Source organism: Echinicola soli (assembly GCF_006575665.1).
Taxonomy (GTDB): Bacteria; Bacteroidota; Bacteroidia; order Cytophagales; family Cyclobacteriaceae; genus Echinicola; species Echinicola soli.
Map to the genome: position 1 here is coordinate 3,939,399 of NZ_CP041253.1, position 24,416 is coordinate 3,963,814.

The window sequence follows — 24,416 nt, forward strand, 5'->3', positions numbered from 1 at the left end:
GAATGCAGAGCAACGGAGTGAAGCAATCTCGTTTTCTTAATACGGGATTGCCACGTTCCCGATAGCTCGGGACAGGCTATACTTCCTCGCAAGGACGGTATTTTAAATCGCGTTTATTATAAAAAATCAGCGTAAATCTTATTAATCTGCATCATCTGCGTGCAATCGAAACTAACCCTAATCCCTCAACTTTTCCGCTTGATCCATGATTTGGGGTAACCATATAGGAAACAATGGGGGTACATTTTCCGAATTGATTATCTGTACTTTAATCAGCGCTGGGATTGACTACCTGATTTGTATTGGCCCTCAACTTTTCTGTCTTCACCATGGTAATTGGCAATTAAACAGTTTGAGTTGGCCTTGTCATCCGTAGGAAAAATTCCTTCCTATTTTGAAGGTAACTACAGCATCAGCATCAAAAATTCTTTTAATTGCAAACGCATGGCCTTTAGTGCTAGGGTGATATGGGTGTCGACAGTCCTCTTGGAAATTTTTAATTCTTGGGCAATTTCCATGTTTTTTTTGCCATCCATCCTGCTTTTTACAAATACTTCTCGTTGTTTAGTGGGGAGCGCAGCGATACTTTCCTGAATTTTCTGATCAAGTTCCTTTTCTAAAATATAGGAAGCCGTTTCATTTTGAATAAATCGTAGCGGATCGGCTAATTGATTGTCATAGAGTTCCTTTGATTTCTTCAAGACGATCGATTGATGTTTTAAATAATCCAAACAGCCATTTTTGGTCATGGTAAAAAGGTAGCTGTTGTTCAGCTTGGTGATCTTTTTTCTTCCTTCCCAAAGCTTTAAAAATACATCCTGAACGATTTCCTCTGCATCTTCAGCGTTATTGGTATAGTACTTTGCCAAGTGAAGGAGTTTGTCATAATATAGCTTGAAAAGCAACTCGAAAGCCTTGACCCCGTCTTTCTGCAAAAGGTCAATGAATTTGCTGGATTCAATATATTGTTTTTGATCAAACAATGATGTTAGGAGATTGTTAAACAAATCTTTAGTCAATAGGTATCCTACTGCCGTGTTATGACATCATGAGGATATAACAAAAATAGAAAAAAGTGCAACTCATCAAAAAATACCAGCTATAAAGAAAAAATTACTTAATTGTTAACTCATTAATTCAACCCTTGGAATGGGCGAATAAAGAGCGAAAGGGGCGGTTAAGTGTTTTAGATGGATTGTTCTTATTTAGAAAGGGCTAGTTAAAAATTAGGCCTCCTTTTGCACCGCAAATGGAGGCCTATTGGTATTTGCTATTTTACTAAATGGTAATTGATGCCAAAAGAGAATTCTTGACCTTGTTTACCAAAATCAACTTCGTAGTCATAGTCATCCTCATCAGCGTATTCATTTTTCTCGCCATAGAACTTCCCTGGAGCGTAATAGGCCTCGATTCCTAATCGTGGTAAAATCATATAATTGATACCTACATGGATTTCGGATGCGATGTAATTTCTTTTTCTAGAAACTGATTGACTTGAATAGCCCGTAGTGGTTCCTTTTTCCTTATAAAAGTTAGTGCTCAGCCCGACAAATGGGGAAAGCTTTCCCGATAAGGTAAAGTACTTTCTGAACAGCAATCCTCCTCCAATTCGATCGAGATCCGTATCGCCCTCTAGGATGGTTTCATTGTTTTCATTTGTTTGGGTTTGGTTTATTTTGGTCTGTCCAATTACTGCATGCGCACCAAGATAATACCCTTTGCCCAAAAATTTACCGATCCCAGGAGTGAAGTAATAGGAAGATTTTTTAAAATCAACTCGGTGAATATCCGCTGGATCTGGATAAGATTGGTACCAGGTGGAATGTTCATCAGAGTACTTTCCAAAAGAATAACCAGAACGGATAATAATGTCCTTACGGTCTGTTTGAGCGGTTACTTGTTGGATGGACACCAGTTGAAAAACGAGAATGGCAGCTAAAAATGCCATAAAATGATTTCTGATCATGATAAATAATATTTTAATTTTAAATTTCAACAAAAAAAGATAAAAATAGTCAATTCTAAAAATTGAAAGTGCTAAAAATTGTTACGTGGTTTTGTTTTAAGATCTATTGGCGTTTATTATTTTACAAGTTTCTAAATAAATTGAGGATATTATGTGTTGAGTCAGTTTTTTTGGTTATATCACTTGTAAAATACCCAAAGCTGGGTATTTTGTATGTTTAGGAAATTGGTTATCTTGCCCTTAATAAGTTCTTTTCAGTAATAGCTGAAAATCCCCCTAGTTTTCAACGAGACCTGCTATTCCTTGAGGTAGCATTTTTAATAATCTCCAAACAATAATCCCTAACAAACATGAAAAGATTGTTTTGGCTGGCTCTTAGTGTCAGTTTACTTTTATTATCAATATCAAAAGCTCCTTGTAGTCCTTTTCAGGAACTGAGCCAAAAAGAAGAAATTCCCGTAAATGTCCGCACTCCTGCTGTAGATCAACAGCCCTTTAGAGGTGATACCGCTCGATTGGAGGGGTACATTAAGGACTATGAACCATCCATGGGCTTCAAGACGGGGATCATCCAGGCCGAAGATGTATTGTCCAACAAATCTTATCCAGTGGTGATAAAGGTATTCCCGGATGGTAAGTTCGAAGCAAAATGGCCAATTCTATATCCCATCTATACTTCCGTAAAGATCGGTGATCAGTGGATGTCCGTGTATGTCGAACCAGGAAAAACCTTGACCATGGAGTTGGACAGGAGGGATTTTATAGAAGCGGGCAAAAAAAATGACCATCGATACAAATTCCAACATACCGAATTCCATGGTCCACTGGCCAAAATCAACAGAGAGCTAATGGACTTTGATTTCGAGCATTTTAATTACCGGACCATGGAAAGTCAGGCTACATCCCTAACGCCAACGGAATTTAAGGAGAAACAAATGGCTGTTCTTCAAACACAGCAAGAAAACGCCAATAGCTATATCGAAGAAAATACTGTAGACCCGAAAGCAGCTTCCATTATCAACAACAATATTTTATTGGAAAACGCCAGGGTCCTATTTAATTTTGAAAATAAGCGCCAGTATTTGACGAAGCATGACACATCAAAAGCAGTCTTTGATAATATCGTGCTAAAGCAGCCTGTGCCGGAAGGTTACTATGATTTTCTAAAAGAGCTTCCCTTGGATGATAAATCCCTTATGGTTGCTGATGAATATAACCTTTTCATAAACAGGTTTGAATTCAGTAAGCCATTCACAAGGAGTAGTCCCACCTATAAAATTCCAGTGAAAAAGATTGATTTGGCAGTGATATTGGGGTATTTTGATCAAGAGGAAATTGAGATTCCTGATCAAATGAGGAGATTGATGGAACTAAGCTATAAGGAGAATAAAACAAAGGAAGACTCGACTTTTATAGAAGAGAGTGAATCCGATATTAATTTTTTCATGGCCAAGCATAGTGCTGGATTACAAGGTTATCTAAAAGAATTTATAGAAAGCCAACAACCCTCTAAGTTGACCTATTACAAAAAATATTGGCACAACCGGGATTCGGTGCTAATCAATCAGTTTGGCCTTCGGGATAGCTGGACCTATCAGGTCACCAAATTGAGGAGCTTGGCATTTACATTAAACTTTATTGGGCCTGAAGGTGCTGCTGAATACTGGGAGGAATTAAAAAGTGACCTCACTTACGATGAACTCCGATGGAAAGGGCAAGAAATTTACGACCAAGTGGTAGCCGATAGAGTGTCCATTGCCTATTCGCTCGGGAAAGGAGAGGCCGCTGAGATTTTCAAGGAAATCATTGCTCCCTATAAAGGAAAAATACTGTTTGTGGATTTCTGGGCCACCAGTTGTGGTCCTTGCGTGTATACCATCGAGAAAATGAAGCCTATTCGCCAAAAATTTATAGATAATGAGGATGTGGAATTTATCTTTATTACCGAGCGTAGTAGTTCACCGGAAAAGAAATACCTTGAGTTTACAGCCGAACAGGAATTGACACACACCTATATGATTTCCGAAGACGATCTTAACCAGCTGCGTCAGTTGTTTGAGTTTAATAGTATCCCCAGATATGTAGTGATTGATCGAGAAGGAAAGGTGTATGACGATAATTTTCCGATGCATAATTTTACGTCAAGACTTCAGGATATTCTTGCAGCAAATCCTTAGTAATTAGACTTGAGAGATATGAGTATTGAGATGTGAGACTTGAGAAATACCGGCTTGCAGGGGGGTAGGTGGGGAAGATTGGAAAAAAGAGCAAAGAGAAAATGTAGATAGCAAAAATATAAGGTTGAGTCGGGAGACTCAGTATTTGCTGTCCAGCGTCAGAGACCGAGGGACAACGCTAAGACGTGGTAGTACCGGTATATAATGAACTTTAGTAAAAACAAACAGTAAAATCTTAAAAATATGGGAATATTTTCATCACTGCTGGGCAATGCCGGAGCAGTAGAACCTGAAAAACTTCGTGCAGATTTCGGTCAGCTGCTGATTAATGGGGAAGAGCTTGAGATAGGATTTAAGTTGATACGCGATACTTTCATTTTCACCAGTAAACGATTGATTCTGGTGGACAAGCAAGGATTGACGGGTAAAAAAGTGGAATATAAATCCATCACCTATAAAAGCATTACGAGGTTTAGTATCGAGACTGCCGGAACCTTTGATCTGGATGCAGAACTGAAGATCTGGATCTCCGGTGAGCAGCACCCATCACTGGTGAAGAAATTTAATAAATCAGTCAATGTTTATGATGTGCAGAAAGTGCTTGCCCGCCACGTTTTAGGATGATTGCTGAAGATATCATCACGAGCGGTATACCGAAATGATAATCCTACAAAAGCCTATGCTCATTTTCCAGCCTGGCTTTTTATACCAATGACATAAAAAAGATCACCCGACAATCAGGTGATCTTTATATGCTATCTTGTTAAGATGAAAAGTCCTTATGCGGACTCTCCATGCTGGGAAATATCCAACCCGACTTCCTCGTATTCGTCACGTACCCTTAAGGTCACAAATTTGTTCAGGACAAAGAAAATGCCATAAGAAACCACAAAGGAAAAGACCGATACTCCTAGCAGTACTACCATATGGGAGCCAAAGATCGCCCAACCGCCATGCAACAGGCTGGATCCTTCAGGGCTGGCAAAGATGGCGGTCAAAATCATCCCTACAATTCCACCTACGCCGTGGCAGGCAAATACATCCAGGGTATCGTCCATTTGCTTTAGGAATTTGGCCGATAAGGCCAAGTTAGACACAATAGCGCCGATAAATCCAAAGAACATACTTTGGGGGACGGTGATAAACCCGGCAGCTGGAGTGATCACCACCAAACCCACTACCGCACCGATGCAGGCACCCATGGCAGTGATCTTGCGCCCTTGCATCCTGTCAAAAAAGACCCAGGTCATCATGGCCGTGGCGGAGCTTATTGTGGTGGTTGCAAAGGCTACAGCGGCCGTTCCGTTGGCGGCCAGGGAAGAGCCTGCATTAAAACCAAACCAGCCAAACCAAAGCATGCCGGTCCCAAGCATGATGTAGGTAATATTAGAAGGAGCATGGTGTTGGTTTCGACGCTTGCCTATGAACATGGCACCCGCCAAAGAAGCTAACCCAGCACTGATATGCACCACGGTACCTCCTGCAAAGTCCAACACCCCAAAATATGCACCGATCAGACCATTGGGGTGCCACACCATATGACAGAGTGGAGCATAGACCAACACACAAAAAATACCAATGAAAAAGACATAGCCAATGAACCTTACGCGTTCCGCAAAAGAACCGGTGATAATGGCGGGTGTGATGACCGCAAATTTCATTTGAAAAAGCGCAAATAATATAAATGGAATACTGCTGGCAATGTTTAGGTGAGGAAGCTTGTTGACCTGATCAAAGAACATATATTGAAATGGATTACCTATCAGGCCGTACAATTCACCACCTATTTCTATCCCAATGGGGTCTCCAAATGCCAGGCTAAACCCAACGACTGCCCATACCATGGTCACCACACCCAGTGAGATAAAACTTTGGAGCATGGTAGAAATAAGGTTCTTTTTTCCGACCATTCCTCCGTAAAACAAAGAGAGGCCCGGAGTCATCAGGAGCACAAGGCAAGAGGCTGTCAAAAGCCAAGCGATGTCTGAAAAGACCAACTGGTCTTCTGTTCCAAAATTTCCGGGTGAAGGGGCTTCGACCTGCCAAAATAAACCAGCTATTGAAGCTGCGATAATTGTCCCGAAGGCAACTTTCCACTTTTTCTTCATTGTAAATCTTAAAATTTGGCTACAAAACTAAGTCAATTTTCTGAATTTTCAGAATTTAAATCAAAACTTAGCATAGTTCTTAATAATATTACGTTTTCATTATTTTTATATAAAAGTTCCAGGAGTGGGTAATAACTGAATGAAAATTTCTCAAATGGCTATAAGAAATAGTATAAACAGAGTCTTTTTTAGGTCAAAAACTTAATGGCCTGAATCATTAATAGTACTGAAACAAACTTTTGACTTTATTTACGTAAAAAATAAATAAAACAGGTATAGGCACTGTTATTGTATTTTTAAGATTTTAAAATTATACATTCATTATATGCAGAAAATACAGATTCCCACATTTATACGAATACTTTTCGTATTGCTTTTAATCATTACCATCGCCTTTATCATGATTTTGGGAAAGAAGCTACTTGTTCCGCTAATGTTGGCGGGATTACTTTCCATGTTATTGACCCCTTTGTGCGAAAAGCTTGAAAAATGGAAAGTCCCTGAAACCGTAAGTGCATTGTTATCGCTTTTGAGTGGAATCATTATTGTGGGAGCGATTATAATGTTAGTGATCCTCCAAATCAAAGGAGTAAGTCAGGACCTTGGCAATGTGGGACAGCGAGTGGATGAGTTTTTTGCGAGCGTAGATCAATTCTTTTCGGTATATCTGGGAATACATTTGGGGCTTGAAAATGGAATTAATAAAGAACAGGTCGTAAATGTACTCCAATCAGGCAATGAATCCATGCCCCAGTTATTACTCAGTGCCATTGGATCACTTACCGGATTGGTGTTTACGCCCGTATTTATCTTCTTTATGTTGATTTACCGCCGTCATTTAACGCATTTTTTGGTGCAGCTGTTCAAAAACCATAACCAACGGGAAGTAAAAAGAGAGGTGCTGCATATCAGAAGGATGGTCCAAGGCTACATCATCGGCTTACTTAAGGTCATGGCTATTTTGGCGGTGCTGAACACTGGGGCATTGTACATTCTCGGCATTAAACACGCCTTGTTTTTTGGGCTATTTGCGGCGATCTTAAACGTCATTCCGTACTTGGGTCCATTTCTGGGAGCTATTCTGCCTTTCAGCTATGCTATGCTCACTTCTGATTCTATGCTTTCACCGTTTATCATTATTATCTTATTTGCCATTATCCAATTGATAGAAAGTAATTTTCTTACGCCGAAGATTGTAGGCTCTAATGTTAACTTAAATGCTTTTATTACTTTGCTCGGGCTCTTACTGGGAGGGGCTGTATGGGGAATAGCCGGAATGATTGTGATTATTCCAAGTTTGGCCATCCTTAGAAGAATTTTCGAACTAAGCGATAGCACGAAGCCTTTCGCATTTCTCTTAGCGGAAGAAAAAAACAATATTTTCACAAAAAATCCATCTAAATAGATGAAGGAGGCGAAAACCGCTAACAAAATTCACTTAAGGATTACTGATTTAAGTAAATGAAAATCAGATATTTAACAATAGTCAATGGTGTTAAATAATAGTCAATATAAAGTAAAAAAGAAGCGCACCAGCTTAACCACCGGTGCGCTTTCCAGATGAGCTATTTCCTGGATTATAATGTCTGTTTGGAGTGTCTGCCTTCGTAAACCTCTTCGATGAGCTTTTTGTTAAAGGCAGGTAAATCACTTGGGCTTCTTGAGGTTACCAAGCCTTGGTCAACCACTACTTCTTCATTTAACCATTTGGCTCCGGCATTTTCCAAATCTTTACGGATGGAGTGGAAGGAGGTTAGCTTTCTTCCATTTACAGCATCCGCGTCGATGAGTATTTGAGGACCATGGCAAATGGCGGCCACTGGTTTATGGCTTCTGAAAAAGGACCTTACAAAGGCGATTGCCTTTTCATTCCTTCGGAGCTTGTCAGGATTTATAACTCCACCCGGCAGTACCAAGGCGTCATAATCATCTTCATATATAGCATCTATCGTATGATCTACGGCTATGTCCAAACTCCAATTGCCATCCTTCCAGCCGCGAATTCTCCCTTCTTCCAGCGAGATGATATCCACCGTAGCACCACTTTCTTCCAAGGCATTCTTGGGACTGGTAAGCTCTGATTCTTCAAATCCGTCAGTTGATAATATCGCAACTTTCCTATTTATTAAATCTTTCATGGTTACTGTGGTTTTTGGTTATAAATTTAAATGATAAATTATATAGTAAATCATGCAATGACCATTCCAACAACACATGTATTTATTATGTTTTTAATATTTTTAACATACATTAAGGATATGTTTTCTAGTTAAATTTATAAATTGAACGTATATAAGAAACCATAGAAATGTATTGCTCCTCTAAAAGAATGGGCATATTGTGGTTTTCATATTGAAACTGTATGTTTACAAAAAAAAACCGGATCTCAACTATGAGAAACACTCAACTAATAGCTGTCCTAATGATCATCATGGGTATTTATGGTTTTCAAACCAAGGAACCTTGGACTGCCAGTCAGCTGGTCTCTCCATATGATCTGAATAAACAGATGAAATCAGACCATGAAAATAACCCCATTTTACTCAGTGTTGGGCCCGAAGCAGTGATAAAGGGTTCCGTGGATATTGGGCCAGGACAAGAAGAAAAGAATATTGATAAACTGATCTCACAGGTGGAAAAGCTCGACAAGGATCAAGAGATTATCATTTACTGCGGCTGCTGTCCGTTACAAAAATGCCCCAATGTGAGGCCTGCATTCGAAGCACTCAACGACCTGGATTTTACAAATCATAAATTACTTGCCATCCTGAATAATATCAAGACTGACTGGATCGACAAAGGCTACCCCGTTAACATAATTGAATAAATATTGTTTAATAAAGTTGTTATAAATTACTGATAACAAGTTTATTAACATTGTTTAATTAAGTTAAATTTAAGTCAGTAATGGTGTTTTTTGTCGGGAATTTGAAGTACGGTTCTTTTCTTAACTGGCCATATTATGGTTATGGGTGTGTGCTTTCAGGTATTCGGAAGGAGTATAACCGGTAATCAGCTTAAATTGCCTGTTAAAATAGGAAATATTGAAATAGCCACTATCAAAAGCAACCTCCTTCACACTATATCCTTCCTCAATAAGTTGTTTGCAAGCATTACCGATTCGGACTTCATTCAAAAATTGGGAGAAGGTCTTGCGTGTGTGCTGTTTAAAATAGCGACAGAATGCATTGACACTGAGATTGGCCACATTGGCGGCATCGGATAGGGATATGTCCTTGGCAAAATTCTCCATGATGAAGGTGATAATTGCATTTACCTTTTTCGTGTCATGTGGTGGTGTACATGGTTCAAAATTAATATGGCTAAGTACCTTTATCTCTTTGCTTTTGGATATTTTGTCCAACTGCTTGACCAAACAAATTATCCGTTCTATTCCGTCTTTATGTGCTATTTTCTTGGCAGCTTTAAAGAGTTTCTTTTGGGTTTTGCCATGTATCATCAATCCCTTTTTGCTGTAATACAGGAGTTTTTTGATGGCATGGAATTCTGGCAGATCCAGGATCTTTTCGCCCATGGTCTCCAAGGAAAATAAGATAGAAATGTTCTTTGAGCGTAACCCCGATCCTTCACTGTAATAGTCCTTGTCACTTCTGAAAAAATGGGGAAGGTTTGACCCCAATATAAATATGTCCCCCGCACTGAAATTACCCATAGCATCTCCTATAAAATAGGTGCCTTTTCCTTCTAAAATCACCATGATCTGAGTTTCTGTATGGTAATGGAGATTATCATAAAAGTATGGATAATCTTCCTGGAGGATCCTTACAGCTTCCTCTTCAGTTTTTGCAATTTTGAATAAAAGGGGTTTCATAGCTTTTGTGAGTTGATGTTGTCAGTGATTATGGTTAATTACTTTATACGTCGGTGGTAAATCGAATAATTCGATGGCTAGTTATCCCATTGGTGTAAATTCGAATACATTTTAATAATGTAAATTTTACACTTTTATAACATTAACTATTATAATCATAATTCTTCACAAATACACTTGTCATGTTAATAGAGTATTAGAAATGAATAAATATGTATGATTGATATAATAAACAAAGAATAATGTTTGGTTAAATTAAAGATATATATCTATTATAAACGACTTTTATTGTCGTATAAAAAATTGATTTGTTGGTGATTTAAAGGTGATACATTATTAATCACACTGCATTTGGGGTATAACTTTTAAAAGCATGGGAGTTTTTCGGGTACCGATAGGCTGAACATTGAAAACCATAAACAGCCATTAAACACCCCAAATAATTATGTAAAGGGTTCTAATTACCCTATAGTATTACGTTAAGCGATCGTTTTTGATAATCCTGTATAAGTATTGGGTATTATGGTGAAATGAAAGGATAAATGGATAGCCTAATTTTATGAATGACTTAAATATAGTTGAAAATCAGCTGTTTAAGTACGATTTTTTACGCTAGTATTCACCTTAACCCAATCTATATGAAACACTTTACTAAAAAGGCTGGACTGCTTTTGAGTTTGACGTTAGGAGGCTACATGCTTTCATCCGGAACGGCTTTCGGCATTTCGACGCATGAGTTGTCCACTGAATTAAGCCCTGAAATGACATCTTTTACGGAAGTAAGGGATCTTACCGTAACGGGGACGGTAATTAGCGGAGAGGATGGATTAACCCTTCCAGGTGTGTCTATACTGATCAAAGGTACTTCCAAAGGCGTAACAACTGACATGGATGGTAAATTCACCATAGATATTCCGGATGAAGGAACCACCTTGGTATTCAGTTTTATAGGTTTTGCACAGCAGGAAGTGGACGTTTATACAGCCAAAGACCTATCGATCACCATGGAAGCAGAAATGACCTCCATGACAGAAGTCGTCGTGGTAGGCTACGGTACCATGCGCAAAGGGGACGTTACCAGCTCTATTGGTGGCGTAAAGGAGGAAGATTTTGTAAAAGGAGCGGTACGTGATGCTGCGCAATTGGTACAGGGAAAGGTCGCCGGTCTTCGGGTCACTACGCCAAGTGGCGATCCAGGGGCATCCACAGAGATCAATCTCAGAGGGATCAACAGCATCAACGGTACTTCCAATCCTTTGGTGCTGATAGATGGGATACCCGGGGATCTGAACACCGTGCCACCAGAAGATATCGAGTCTGTAGATGTCCTGAAAGATGGTTCTGCAGCGGCCATTTATGGCACCCGAGCTACAGGAGGGGTGATCCTGATCACTACAAAGAAGAACAGCAGTGGAACCAAGAATTCCATAAATTATAACAGTTATGTCAGCTTACAGACCATCGCCCGCAAACCAGCGCTCCTTACTGGTGATGATTACAGGAGATTGATAGAAGAGGAGGGGATTGGTTATACCGATTATGACGGCAATACGGACTGGGTGGACGAAATGATCAGAAATCCCATTAGCCAAAACCATAATTTAAGCTTTTATGGGGGAGACCGTAAAACCAATTTTACCGCCTCGGTAAACTACAGAAACTGGCAAGGGATTTTTCTAAGATCAAATCAAGAAAGGTTCAATATCCGCGCTGATCTTAACCACAGTATGTTTGATGATAAGCTTCGGGCCAATATCCAAGTGATCAACCGGGTGTTTACGCGTGAAGAAGGCGGGGCTGATGGTTACGCATATCGACAGGCCATTATCCGAAATCCGACCGATCGTGTGCGTACGGAAGACGGTGCTTGGCAGGAAAGGGACGGTTATTTTTACGAAAATCCGATTTCAAGGATTTATGAAGCGGACGCTGAGTCCAAGTTCAAAGAAATGCGTGCCAATGGTAGCCTGAATTATAATCCAGTTGATAACCTGGACATAAAACTGATGGTTTCCAATGTACAAAATAGCAACCTATCAGGATATGCCACCAGTTTTGACCATACCAATACTCGATTAAATAACCAAAACGGCACCGCTTCGCGATCCACCAGTGCTTATAATGAAAATTTGCTGGAATTTACGACCAATTATAACAAGACAGTAGGTGATCATTATTTCACCTTGCTGGGTGGCTATAGCTGGCAGGATGCCACTTACGAGGATTTCTTTGCATCCAACTGGAATTTCCCTACGGATTTATACACTTGGAACAACTTGGGGGCGGGCGCTGCATTACAGTCCGGGCAGGCAGATATGGGAAGTTCCAAAAATAAATGGCAATTGGCCGGGTTCTTTGGTAGGGCCACATACAGCTACGATGACAAGTACCTTTTCATGGCCAGTGTGAGAAGAGAAGGTTCTTCCAGGTTTGGAGAAAACAGCCAGTGGGGAACTTTCCCTGCCGTCTCAGTGGGCTGGAGAATCAGCAATGAACCTTTCCTCAGCGGTATCAAAAATGTTGGAGATATTAAGTTGAGAGCGGGATTTGGAGTGACCGGAACCATTGCCAATTCACCTTATCTTTCCCAGATCAGCTATGATTTTACCCGTACCGAAGGCGCTTTCATTGGTGGCCAATGGGTGCAGGGGTTTGTTCCCGCACGGAACTTTAACCCTGATCTGAGATGGGAGCGGAAGGAAGAATATAATTTCGGTGTGGACTACAGCTTCTTCAATGACCGATTGAGCGGTTCCATAGATGTGTACAGAAGGGATATCAAAGATTTGCTTTATAATTTTCCCGTACCTGTCCCTCCTTATTTGACCAGTTCTATGACCATTAATGCAGGAGTCCTTCAAAATGATGGTATAGAGGTACTGGTAAATGTAGTGCCCATCCAAAACAAGGATTTTAGCTGGAACACCAGCATTACTTATTCCACTAATAGGAACAAATTGGTTTCCCTTTCCAATGATCAGTTTGAAGCGACCAATGATTTCTTCACTGCCGGTTATACCGGTGAACCTATACAGGATTATACCCACCGTGTAGAAGTAGGTGAACCCATTGGAAGATTTTATTTGTGGAAGACAGTGGGTGTTACTGAAGATGGCGAATGGCTGATCGAAAACCAAGAGGGGACAGCCACTCCTATCAGTGAAGCCTCCCAAGAGGATCGGCAGTATTATGGCAACGGGATTCCACTACATATCCTAGGCTTTAACAATACCTTGAAGTATAAGAATTTTGACATGCAGGCCAACTTCCGTGGCGCTTTCGGACATGAAATACTGAATTTTCAGCGAATGTTCTACGAAAATCCTTATAACCCTGCTTACAATATGCTGAAAACAGCCTATGATCCAGTATATGGACAGCGACTAAACAGTGATTTGGCTTTGGTAAGCCATTATGTTGAAGATGGAGACTATTTTAAGTTGGATAACTTGACCATTGGCTACACCATTCCAAAGCTGGGTTTCTTGAAAAATGCACGGCTATATGCCTCAGGACTTAACCTCTTCACTGTTACCAACTACAAAGGTATCGACCCAGAAGGGGTTAGCATCACCGGGTTTGACCCCGGAAATGACGAGCGGGACAAGTATCCCACGACACGCACCTATACCTTGGGCCTTAATGTTACATTCTAAAAGCGACCATTATGAAATTTAATTATAGATCATTTCAGTGGCTTTTGACTGCTGGTATATTGACAACAGGCTTATATTCATGCCTGGATTTGAACGAAGAAGTATATTCAGAAGTAGTAGCCAGTAATTTTCAGCCAACAGAAAAGGATATACCTTCTATTATCGCTCCTGTCTATGGCTCCTTTAGAGGCTTGATGATGGGCTGGCAAGGGTATTTGGATACCCAGGAAGAATCGGCAGATTGTATCATCACGCCGGCCAGGCCAAATGGTTGGTACGATGGCGGTACTTATCTTAGGATGCACCAGCACAACTGGACCTCCCTGCAATGGCAGCCCACCAATATTTGGCAAAGTGCCTATCGCAGTATCACCACTGCCAATCGGGTGATGTCTCAAATTGAAGAGGGAGAAATCCCCATTACAGATGGAAGGGAAGCGGTGATCGCAGAACTGCGCGCTACCAGGGCTTTTGCCTACTACCTATTATTGGACAATCATGGCAATGTCCCCATTGTGACCGACTTTAAGGATGTCTCCTTACCCGAGCAAAAAAGTCGTCAAGAGGTGTATGACTTTGTGGTCAGTGAGCTTCAGGAAGCGATGCCTTTGCTCAGCGAAGATGCCAGCTCCACTTACGGTCAGTTGAACAAATGGGGCGTACAGACCCTTTTGGCCAAAATATTTCTTAATGCGGAAGTCTATACCGGCAGTCCTGAATGGGAAAAATGCATCGCTGCCTGTGATGCCGTGATCAATGGTAATGGAGGATATGAATTGGACGACAATTATTCGGATGTCTTCAATTGGGAAAACCATACTTCTCCAGAGATCATTTTTGCGGTTCCTTATGATGAGATCTATGGAACCGGCAATCTGGTGCATATGAAAACCTTGGATCCTCTTAGTAGGTTTGTATATGACATGCAAGCGGGGCCATGGGGCGGAAACTGTGCTGTCCCACAGTTTATCGATACCTATGACGAGCAGGATGGAAGGCTCCAGGATACCTGGATCATGGGACCGCAGCACAGTGCCTCTACAGGTGAAGTGGTCATTGATTATCAAAAAACAGTTCCCAGCATGAATGGTACGGCTTCCAATGATGGTTTTCGAATAGGAAAGTATGCCATCAAGCAAGGAGCCACCGGATCGCTGGACAATGACTACCCCATGTTTCGGTATGCAGATGTTTTGATGATGAAAGCTGAGGCACTTTTGAGAACCGGAAGGGCGGATGAAGCGGCTACACTGGTGACCCAGGTAAGGGAGAGGGCATTTAGGGATACAGATCCCTCCAAAGCCCAAGTCACCGGAGCCGAACTGATGCAAGGCAGTAGCTATAACTATGGGATTCAAAATGAGGATGGATCAGTGGAAGGCACTGGTGGAGCTGATATCCCATTTGGTAGATTGCTGGATGAATTGGGCTGGGAATTTGCCGCTGAGGCACACCGGAGACAGGATTTGATCCGTTTTGGGGTATTTTATACCAAGAGCTGGTTTAATCACAGTCCACATGCCCAAGCCGAAACAAGGACCATTTTTCCGATTCCCAATGATGAGATCAACAAAAATCCTAATTTGACCCAAAATCCCGGGTATGCCAATTAAGCGCATTAAGGCATTGGGTACGATGAACGCTCAAATAGGGAAGAGACCAGTGCCTTTGCTCTTCGTGGATTGATCATTTTATTACCAAATTAACCATTCATGCCATGGCATTTAAGCTATGGCATGAATAGTTTCATATTCTGACTGGGTTTTACCAAGTTTTAATGATTAACGGCATTAGTCAGAACACCTCTTTCACTATTTTAGCGAACAGAAGTGTCAGCTGTGATGCTCCTAACGGAGTATCAGCTTGGTATTAAAAGTGAATGCAGTATCCTAACAGCAGTGCTATAGGTACTGACCATGGGAAAGTAATTGTATGTATCAGAATAGACTGCATCAGGAGCAAAGGAACCGGATTCCATCTCTTCAGGTGTTTCTTCGGATCCCGATAGCCCGCTACCGCCCAACTTACCCACAGTAGATCATTTAAAACCAAAAACCATATCACATGAAAAGAATTTTTATCCTAGCTTGTTTTATGCTTGTCAGTTCAACCATCCTTGCACAAGGAACACTGGCAGATTATCAACGGGCAGATAGTATCAAGAAAGCTTTTAAAAAAGTGTACCATGCACCTGCACATTTTGAGTGGATTGAGGATACCGAAATGCTTTGGTATGTGATGAAAACAGAAAAAGGGCAGGTCTATAAAAAAGTGGATGTCAAAAATAAACAAAAATCAGCGCTCTTTGATCAAGAGAAAATGGGAGATCAGCTGTCCAATACGCTAGAAGATACCATAAAACCATATTCATTGCCCATCAGTAAGGTGACTGTCAAGGAGCATGGGAAGTTATTAACATTTATAGCAAAAGATTACCATTGGGAATATGATCTGGTAGCGGAAACACTTAGCCAGAAAGAACCAATAAAAAAGCGCGAAAATGGCTATTGGGGAAACCGTTGGGATGATCGGAAAGGAGCCCCTGTACCTTCACCAGATAGCAGCAGACAAGCTTTTATTCGTGAACACAATGTTTGGATCAAGGATCTTTCTAGTGGTGAAGCCGAACAATTGACCTATGATGGTGCTCGAGGACTTTACTACGCAGCCAATTTGCAGTGGTCTCCTGATGGTGAAAAACTGGCCGCCGTTAAGGTAAGGCCAACTGAAGTGAGGAAATTGACCTTGATCAGCTCATCACCCGATGATCAACTCCAGCCAAAGATGGAAACCCGGGATTACCCAAAACCTGGAGATGCCTTGCCTCAAAAGACACCTGTCCTGTTGAACTTGAACAATGGTCAATTCTATGAAGTGGATCAGCAGCTTATCCCAAACCAGTTCAATCTTTCTAAAATAAACTGGCGTGAAAACAGTCGTGCGTTTACCTTTGAATATAACCAGCGCGGTCATCAGGTTTACCGAGTCCTTGAAGTAAATGCCAAAAATGGAACAGTTAAGTCCATTATTGAAGAAACAAGTGATACGTTTATCGACTATTCGGGAAAGCAATACCGAAAAGACTTGAATGACGGTCAAGAGGTTATTTGGGCTTCGGAACGGGATGGCTGGCGGCATCTGTACCTATATGATGGCCTTACGGGTAAGGTCAAACACCAAATAACACAAGGCGACTGGGTGGTCAGGGATGTACTGGATGTGGATGAAAAGGCGCGAATAGTCTATTTTTTGGCCAGCGGCCGATCAAAGGACGAAGATCCCTATCATCTTCATTTATGCATGGTTAGTTTAGATGGAGGGAGTGTAAAGCAGCTCACATCGGAAAATGCTTATCATCAGGTAACCTTGTCTCCTGATTACCGGTATTTTGTGGATAACTATTCCAGACAAGACCTTGGCCCTGTCAGTGTCTTAAAGTCCTTATCTACCGGAAAAGTTGTCTTGGAATTGGAAAAGGCAGATATCCACACAATAGAACGTGCCGGATGGAAGGCCCCCGAGATTTTTACCGCCAAAGGCAGGGACGGAACCACCGATATTTGGGGCCTGATCATTAAACCAACGAACTTTGATCCCAATAAAAGTTATCCAGTGCTGGAGTATATTTATGCCGGCCCACACAGTTCCTTTGTGCCAAAATCCTTTGCGCCAAACTATGGTGGATTGCAGGAAATGGCAGAATTAGGCTTTATTGTCGTCCAAATTGACGGCATGGGAACCTCCAACCGCAGCAAGGCATTTCATGATGTATGCTGGAAAAACCTTAAAGATGCAGGCTTTCCAGACCGTATTTTATGGATGAAAGCTGCTGCCAAAACAAGACCCTATATGAATGTGGATAAAGTAGGCATCTTTGGTACATCTGCAGGTGGACAGAGTTCAACGGGAGCCTTATTGTTTCATCCGGAATTTTATAAAGTGGGTGTTTCTTCCTGCGGCTGTCATGACAACAGGATGGATAAGATCTGGTGGAATGAGCAGTGGATGGGGTATCCCATTGGCAAGCACTATGAAGCCTGCTCTAATGTGGTCAACGCCCATAGGCTGGAAGGAAAGCTTATGCTCATCGTAGGAGAGGTGGATGACAATGTAGATCCTTCCTCAACTTATCAGCTGGTGGATCAACTGATCAAGCACAATAAGGATTTTGAATTTTTGATGGTTCCTGGCATGGGACACAGTTCAGGTGGTGAATATGGTGAGCATAAAAGAAGGGATTTCTTTGTGGAAAACTTACTAGGTGTCGATCCTCCAACATGGACTGCCTTTGAATAAAAATAGTGGGAGAGATGATTGACATCACCATTGAATGGCAATTTTCCCGCATGGATTGTGATAGCAGTAAGCAATTTGTGTGGCAGCTCCTTGAATCGGAGGATACTCAGGACTAAGCAGTTCGGGGCCAAGACCCCGAACTGCTTAAACTCAATACTTACCAATTATTTTTATCCAAAAACCTCCAACTCGTGCGGTGGTCTTTGGATAGCGTTTTGCCTTTGATTCGGGCTCGGATCAGTTCGATGGGAAGGGTGTTTTGGGTCATGATAAAATCATGGAATTCCTTTTCGCCCATGTCCCCATTATCCACCATTTCAGCCTTGAGCGCATAGAACTGTAAGCCACCGACCATATAGGCAATTTGGTAAAGTGGCCCATAATTCCCTTCAAAGGATCTTCTTACTTCCGCTTCAGCATTGGCATATTCATGGCCTACTTTATCCACCAGGAAATCGATGCATTCCTGTGGCGTCATGTTACCAAGGTGATAGTTGAGTGAAAAGATGATGCGCGCACAACGGTGCATTCGCCAGAACAGCATGCCCACCTTATCCTCTGCATTTCCAGGGAAATTTTTGTCCCAAAGGTTAAGCTCCCAGTAAAGTGCCCAGCCTTCGATCCAAAATGGCGTATAGAACATCCTTCGGTAGGGCTTGTGCCGCTGATTCATAAAACCTTGGAGATGGTGGCCAGGAATAATCTCGTGCTGGACTGTCGCCCGGCTGAAGTGTGGATTATTACCGCGCATGCTCATCAGCTTTTCCGCTTGGGTCATCGTGCTGGTAGGATAGGAGATGATGATCGCCTCACCACCAAGGAAAAAAGGGTTGACCCGTTGGGCTTCAGGGCTCATCATTTTGGTTCGCCATGTTTCCTTGGCCAGCTCAGGAACGGTGATCAGGTCATGCTTTTCCACGTATTGGGTGGCTTCTACCGCGAGGTCATAGACGTCGCCAGGCCATTCACCGGCAGGGACATAGGTGTTCTTCACATGCTCTAAGGCTGCTTTCCAGTCATTGCCATAGCCCAGTTCTTGACTTGCTTTTAGCATCTCCTTTTCGCAAAAGGCAAATTGCTTTTCGGCTTCATCAATGAGCTCTAGGGCGGTATAGGGGATCAATTCAAACTCAAGTTCTTTTTTTATCGCTTCCGCTCCAATGGGCTTTCCGATGATCCCACTGCCATCGTCCTTTACAATGGTATTTTCATAATGGTCCGTTAAGGCTTTCTCATAATCTTCCAGTGAGGTCGCCAGCAGCTCCCAAGGTTTCTTCACCCACCAAGTAAACGAAGGGTCATAGTCATAGTAAAACAGGTATGCTTCCTCTAGTGTTACTTTAAGTTCCTTGATGATGTTAGCAGCCAATTCCGCCTTTTGCCAACTTGTATATGGAGTTGTTTCCTTTAGCTTTTCCAACTTCGATTGGACGGATCGCTGAGCCGTTGTAAATTGCTTGGCGATGGCCTTGGCATTTGGTTTTTGGGCACTTCTTCTGAAGATATAAAATGCTTCCAGTTCACTGGCAAAATCCTTTACATCTTCCACTTCCTTATAATCAGCAAATTCTTTTTCATGAAAAAACAGTTGCTTCTGAAGGTAATTCCGGAAAGCCAGGTAATCGATTTTTCCATCGTCACTGAGAGCAGCGTAATCTAGGTTTTGAACCTTGTCCAGCCAATTCTTATAAAGTCTCCCAAATCGCTCAAAATACTCTTCCGAGAGGTGGTTGGAATACTTCCTGCTCAAAGCCGATCGATCGGCCTGAAAAGTTTGTATAGGTTCGTAAAGTTCACTGGATTGGGCCAAAAAGGGCATTATCAACAGGAACAGACATGCTAGGACTATTTTCATAATTGATTCTGGTGATATGGATAATTTGATGTAAGATCGGTTTCCCTCTATTATTATATGAAGAAATAACTTAATATGCTCACCTAGGTTGATATAGTATAGACAATCATTAATCTGGTATTATAAAAGTAGACAGTACACATGTGATCGGTAATCAGAGTTTGAAGAGCAAAGAACCGACTGACTAAAAGATTTCCTGAGTGCTGGGCTTCACCACAAAACAGCTCGACCTAAGGCAACTGACTCAACTAGATTTACTATATATACATATATAACTGAATAACAAGTATTTACAAAACTTAACTGAATCATTTTGTTTAAGCCTAAAAAGGATACACTTTCAGGTCAATCCCCCACAGAAGTGGCATGATGTAGTAAACAAATAACGTAATAAAGAAAATGGAAAGGATATTCATCCATAGCCCAGCTTTGGCCATGGCGGGAATGGTCAGGTAGCCGGAGCCAAATACCACTGCATTGGGAGGAGTGGCCACGGGGAGCATAAAGGCACAGCTTGCTGCCATCGTGGCTGCTACCATCAGTCCGTAAGGATGCACGCCCAATGCCAAGGCAACAGCTCCCAAAATGGGCAACAGCATGGAGGCAGTGGCTACGTTGGAGGTGATTTCGGTGAGGAAATTGACGGAAGCTACGATGATCAGGACAAAGAACAGGAAATGGATACCTTGCAGTGCTTCAAAATGGCTCCCAAGCCAAGCGGCTAAGCCTGTATCCTTAAAGCCTGCTGCCAGTGACAGTCCTCCTCCAAAGAGCAGCAGTATGCCCCATGGGATACGTTCAGCCGTTTTCCAGTCCAGCAATTGCTTTTGTTCTCGCGCAGCAGGGATCATAAACAAGGCAATAACACCTGCAAGGGCAATAATGGTATCATTCAAAAAGGGGAGGAGGTCCTCTAATAAAAACACCCGGCTGATCCAACAAAAACTGACCAATAAAAAGACGATCAATACGCGTACTTCAGGCTTACTTATCGTTCCCAAAGCCTTTAATTGACGTTGAATTTCTGCTTTTCCACCAGCCAAGGCCATATTTTTAGGAAAAGGATAAGCTATGCGCACCAAATACCACCAACAAATTCCCAATAAACACAAGGAAATAGGCAATCCCACCAACATCCATTCTGCAAAACCAATCTCAATGCCATAAAGTTCTTTTACGATACCCACCAAGACGATATTGGTAGGCGTTCCAATGATTGTCGCCAAGCCGCCAATAGAAGCACTGTAAGCAATTCCAAGCATCAATGCTTGACCGATCATTGTATCAGTAACTTCATTATTGGCAATACCCGAAGAGAGTTGATTGACCACGGCTACGGCAATGGGCAGCATCATTAAACTAGTGGCCGTATTGGAAATCCACATGGACAGCAGGGCAGTGGCCAGCATAAATCCCAGAACGATAAAACGCATGTCCGTACCGATCAAACTGATGATAGAGAGGGCAATACGTTTGTGAAGGTTCCATTTTTCGATGGTCACTGCGATCATAAAACCGCCCATGTAAAGTAACACCATAGGGTCAGCATAAGCCGCCGCGGTATCGTCCATTGGCAGTGCACCTGTCAATGGCAAAACCAACAAAGGCAATAGCGCCGTGGCAGCAATGGGAATCACCTCCAGAATCCACCAAATCGACATCCATATAGCCAAAGCCATTACGGCCAAAGCTTCGTGAGACAATCCCTCAGGACGTAAAAACAGTATAATAAATATAAAAGCCAATGGCCCCAGCACTAAGCCAGAACGCTTCCATAACAAATGGTCCATAAAGTCAGCAAGGATAGTTTCTTGCCAAGTCACCAAAAAACACAGTGCCTCGGCATTGGATACATTTATCCAATAATAACAAATCTTAAGGAGCTTTTACGCGGATTGGAAAAAATTGTAAGATATAGCGGATTTATAATGCCAAGTATTCCTTTTAGCTTACTCAGATCTAAGCTGAGCTTAACATTATTTTGATTTTTCTGTTGGCCATTTCATCTGCAAAAGCAGGAAGATAGGGGAAGATATAAAACCGTAATGAATGAAGTTTATGACAATTGACATTTCTTTATTTAACATAATGTAAATTATATAACAATGAATCATGTTACTATTATTAACCATCACTTTTTGTCCCATAGACTTTGGTGAGAATATCATCCCCTGGATCATATTTTATTCCCACGGCAGCGTTCAGGTTTTCCGAAAGGAATTTAACCTATATTCTAGATCAAACAACCTACTTATAGCTTTAAACAGAGCAAATCATCTGTAATCAGTTGGTATGACGGATTCAAGAAACAATTAGTCCTACAGGACTATTTTGGTAAGTTTGTTTTTTCATGAACACAGGCATTAAAAGCTTCTCATTTATTATTGCTTTAATCTTGGATTTTCCCTTAAAAGTGTTCCGTCTAGTTTTATAAAAATCCAATCCGGCAGGTTTACCCAAAGAGTGTCTACGTAAATTATCCCAGCTCTGGACAATGATCGTCTATCTGTATTTAATTCTCCAAAATCACCCTGGACTCAGAATACAAATCAAAAATGGCCACTAATCCCTCTTGTCCAGTGTTATGGGGATATGTCTCAAAACTCTTTAATTCTTCGCGGTTTTCCACATATGTCGGGCGGTAGACTTCATCCAACACATTCCAGATAATCAAGAGGTAATTGTAAGCGATCTTTTTATCCCGACCTTCTTCAAACCAGGTTTCAAAAAGTGCTTCATCAAGGGGTTTAGGGTAATCTGAACTATCAAACATAGCTGTGTGAGAGGGTTTTTAATTTTCCTGGAAAATTAGTTAAGTAACAAGAAAAGGCAAAGGCAATAAATTCGAAAAGCAGAAATCATCTGGCAAAAAGAGTCTTGGAAAAATTGAAAAGCAGGATACCTGACATCCAGCCTTATATAGTCCTTAAACAGGCGGAAGAGCGTACTTTCCTCCTCCTGTCTTCCGCTCTTCACAAGCCTTTCCTGCCCATATCATTCACAATACTTTTCTAGAGCAGTATCAGCTGCTTTATAGCCCAATCCTGATGCTTTTTTGAAATCGTCGCAGGCTCCACGCTGCTTTTTGGTGGCATATTTTAGCACACCGCGGTAATAATAAGCCTGGCCAAACTGATCATCTATTTCGATCGCTGCCGTATATTCCTTCATGGCTTCTTCCGTATTGCCGATCTGCTGTAGCGCTCTGGCTTTAAGAAAATACGCCATGGCCGGTGCCCCTGCCACTGATGTAGCATACTCCGCATAGAGCAGAGAGCGGTCAAAATTGCCTTGTTTCTGATACACGTTTGACAGGGCAAGCAAAAGCTTCACATTTTTTTCATCCTGTTTATAGCCAGCTTCAAAGTCCTTTTTGGCACTTTCCAAGTCTCCTAACTCTTCATAAGCCCGCCCCCTACTGTACAGTGCTTCCACATCTTTGGGCTTGGTTGCCAGCTTATCTGAATACACTGCAATGGCCTCTTTATAGTTGCCTTGCTTGAATAAAGTGTCACCTTTGGAATCCCCCTTATTACTGCATCCCGAAAAAAGGGCTGTACAAATGCACAGCCCCAAAATTGATTTCTTAAACATATTTCTTTGTTTGTATTTTCCTCTTTATCCACTATGTTTGGTCGTGGGCCTTTCTGATGATACCTACCTTACTCAAGTGGATCCTGGCAAGCTAGACAGCTACATTGTTTTCACGCAGTGCCTCATTTAGTGAGGTTTTGCGGTCTGTCGACTCCTTGCGCTGGCCAATGATCAAGGCACATGGTACTTGATATTCCCCAGCAGCAAATTGCTTGGTGATAGACCCTGGTATCACTACGGATCTTGGAGGTACAAAACCTCTGTATTCTTTCGGTTCGTCACCCGTCACATCGATGATCTTGGAGCTGGCTGTCAACGTCACCCCGGCACCGATAACGGCTTCTTTGCCTACACGGACACCTTCCACGATAATGGCTCTGGATCCAACGAAGGCGCCATCCTCAATGATCACAGGTGCTGCTTGGATAGGCTCTAATACACCTCCAATTCCCACACCACCACTGAGGTGTACATCTTTGCCAATCTGGGCACAAGAGCCGACTGTTGCCCATGTATCTACCATCGTGCCACCGTCGACATAAGCGCCGATGTTCACATAAGAAGGCATCATCACCACACCTTTTGCAAGAAACGCGCCATAACGGGCCACCGCATGAGGAACTACCCGTACGCCTTGCTTAGCATAATCGGATTTAAGGGCCATTTTGTCATGAAATTCAAATGGTCCCACTTCTATGGTACGCATTTTTTGGATCGGGAAATAAAGGATTACAGCCTTCTTTACCCAGTCATTTACCTGCCATTCGCCGTTTTCCAATGGCTCTGCAACTCGGATTTTACCTTTGTCCAAGTCTTCAATGACCGTCTTGATGGCGATTTCAACATCCTTTTCCTTTAACAATTCCCGGTTTTCCCAGGCGTTTTCGATGATAGTCTTTAATTCCATAAATTTATATTAGATTCGCTCTAGT

General features: G+C 41.8%; 17 protein-coding genes. 7 read left to right on the forward strand and 10 right to left on the reverse strand.

Translation table 11 applies throughout. From position 1 onward, the window contains the following. Nucleotides 1-404: 404 nt before the first annotated feature. The gene (locus FKX85_RS15485) at nt 405-983 is read right to left on the reverse strand and encodes an RNA polymerase sigma-70 factor (protein ID WP_141615597.1); all 579 of its coding nucleotides are present in this window, start codon (nt 981-983) and stop codon (nt 405-407) included. A gap of 287 nt (nt 984-1,270) precedes the next feature. After that, nucleotides 1,271-1,966: a hypothetical protein gene (locus FKX85_RS15490; protein WP_141615598.1), complete on the reverse strand. Its 696-nt coding sequence runs from the start codon at nt 1,964-1,966 to the stop codon at nt 1,271-1,273. A 350-nt stretch (nt 1,967-2,316) separates the two neighbouring features. On the opposite strand from FKX85_RS15490, the gene FKX85_RS15495 reads away from it, so the two are divergent. Together FKX85_RS15495 and FKX85_RS15500 are read left to right on the forward strand one after the other, a co-directional pair. Then, a complete protein-coding gene (locus FKX85_RS15495) occupies nt 2,317-4,143 on the forward strand; it encodes a TlpA family protein disulfide reductase (protein ID WP_141615599.1) in 1,827 nt (608 codons plus the stop codon). A 243-nt stretch (nt 4,144-4,386) separates the two neighbouring features. After that, entirely contained in the window at nt 4,387-4,767 is a 381-nt protein-coding gene (locus FKX85_RS15500; RefSeq protein ID WP_141615600.1) for a PH domain-containing protein, read from the forward strand. 155 nt (nt 4,768-4,922) lie between these two features. Here the strand turns inward: FKX85_RS15500 and FKX85_RS15505 are convergent, their stop codons facing one another. Then, complete coding sequence (locus FKX85_RS15505; protein WP_141615601.1) at nt 4,923-6,251, reverse strand: ammonium transporter; 1,329 nt, start codon at nt 6,249-6,251, stop codon at nt 4,923-4,925. Between the two features lie 325 nt (nt 6,252-6,576). On the opposite strand from FKX85_RS15505, the gene FKX85_RS15510 reads away from it, so the two are divergent. Continuing rightward, on the forward strand, nt 6,577-7,656 hold the full coding sequence (locus tag FKX85_RS15510; RefSeq protein ID WP_141615602.1) for an AI-2E family transporter: 1,080 nt from the start codon (nt 6,577-6,579) through the stop codon (nt 7,654-7,656). A 172-nt stretch (nt 7,657-7,828) separates the two neighbouring features. Here the strand turns inward: FKX85_RS15510 and FKX85_RS15515 are convergent, their stop codons facing one another. Next, nucleotides 7,829-8,389: a type 1 glutamine amidotransferase domain-containing protein gene (locus tag FKX85_RS15515; RefSeq protein ID WP_141615603.1), complete on the reverse strand. Its 561-nt coding sequence runs from the start codon at nt 8,387-8,389 to the stop codon at nt 7,829-7,831. Between the two features lie 254 nt (nt 8,390-8,643). On the opposite strand from FKX85_RS15515, the gene FKX85_RS15520 reads away from it, so the two are divergent. Continuing rightward, nucleotides 8,644-9,078: a rhodanese-like domain-containing protein gene (locus tag FKX85_RS15520; RefSeq protein WP_141615604.1), complete on the forward strand. Its 435-nt coding sequence runs from the start codon at nt 8,644-8,646 to the stop codon at nt 9,076-9,078. 120 nt (nt 9,079-9,198) lie between these two features. Here the strand turns inward: FKX85_RS15520 and FKX85_RS15525 are convergent, their stop codons facing one another. Further along, entirely contained in the window at nt 9,199-10,083 is an 885-nt protein-coding gene (locus FKX85_RS15525; RefSeq protein ID WP_141615605.1) for an AraC family transcriptional regulator, read from the reverse strand. A gap of 638 nt (nt 10,084-10,721) precedes the next feature. Between FKX85_RS15525 and FKX85_RS15530 the strand changes: the two genes are divergently transcribed. The 3 genes from FKX85_RS15530 (at nt 10,722) to FKX85_RS15540 (ending at nt 18,035) form a co-directional block, all read left to right on the forward strand. Then, nucleotides 10,722-13,739 (forward strand): SusC/RagA family TonB-linked outer membrane protein, encoded by a 3,018-nt coding sequence (locus FKX85_RS15530; RefSeq protein WP_141615606.1) that lies wholly within the window; start codon nt 10,722-10,724, stop codon nt 13,737-13,739. 11 nt (nt 13,740-13,750) lie between these two features. After that, the gene (locus FKX85_RS15535; protein WP_141615607.1) at nt 13,751-15,352 is read left to right on the forward strand and encodes a RagB/SusD family nutrient uptake outer membrane protein; all 1,602 of its coding nucleotides are present in this window, start codon (nt 13,751-13,753) and stop codon (nt 15,350-15,352) included. 451 nt (nt 15,353-15,803) lie between these two features. Beyond that, nucleotides 15,804-18,035 carry a S9 family peptidase gene (locus FKX85_RS15540; RefSeq protein WP_141615608.1) on the forward strand — a complete coding sequence of 744 codons (2,232 nt, stop codon included), beginning with the start codon at nt 15,804-15,806 and terminating at the stop codon, nt 18,033-18,035. Between the two features lie 157 nt (nt 18,036-18,192). On the opposite strand, the gene FKX85_RS15545 is transcribed toward FKX85_RS15540, so the two are convergent. The 5 genes from FKX85_RS15545 to FKX85_RS15565 form a co-directional block, all read right to left on the reverse strand. Further along, nucleotides 18,193-19,890: a DUF885 family protein gene (locus tag FKX85_RS15545; RefSeq protein WP_141615609.1), complete on the reverse strand. Its 1,698-nt coding sequence runs from the start codon at nt 19,888-19,890 to the stop codon at nt 18,193-18,195. A gap of 323 nt (nt 19,891-20,213) precedes the next feature. Continuing rightward, nucleotides 20,214-21,680, reverse strand: coding sequence for an SLC13 family permease (locus FKX85_RS15550; protein ID WP_141615610.1), 1,467 nt, complete (start codon nt 21,678-21,680; stop codon nt 20,214-20,216). A 722-nt stretch (nt 21,681-22,402) separates the two neighbouring features. After that, a complete protein-coding gene (locus tag FKX85_RS15555; protein ID WP_141615611.1) occupies nt 22,403-22,663 on the reverse strand; it encodes a hypothetical protein in 261 nt (86 codons plus the stop codon). A gap of 221 nt (nt 22,664-22,884) precedes the next feature. Further along, a complete protein-coding gene (locus FKX85_RS15560; RefSeq protein WP_141615612.1) occupies nt 22,885-23,484 on the reverse strand; it encodes a tetratricopeptide repeat protein in 600 nt (199 codons plus the stop codon). A 91-nt stretch (nt 23,485-23,575) separates the two neighbouring features. Next, nucleotides 23,576-24,391 carry a 2,3,4,5-tetrahydropyridine-2,6-dicarboxylate N-succinyltransferase gene (locus tag FKX85_RS15565; RefSeq protein ID WP_141615613.1) on the reverse strand — a complete coding sequence of 272 codons (816 nt, stop codon included), beginning with the start codon at nt 24,389-24,391 and terminating at the stop codon, nt 23,576-23,578. Between the last annotated feature and the right edge of the window lie 25 nt (nt 24,392-24,416).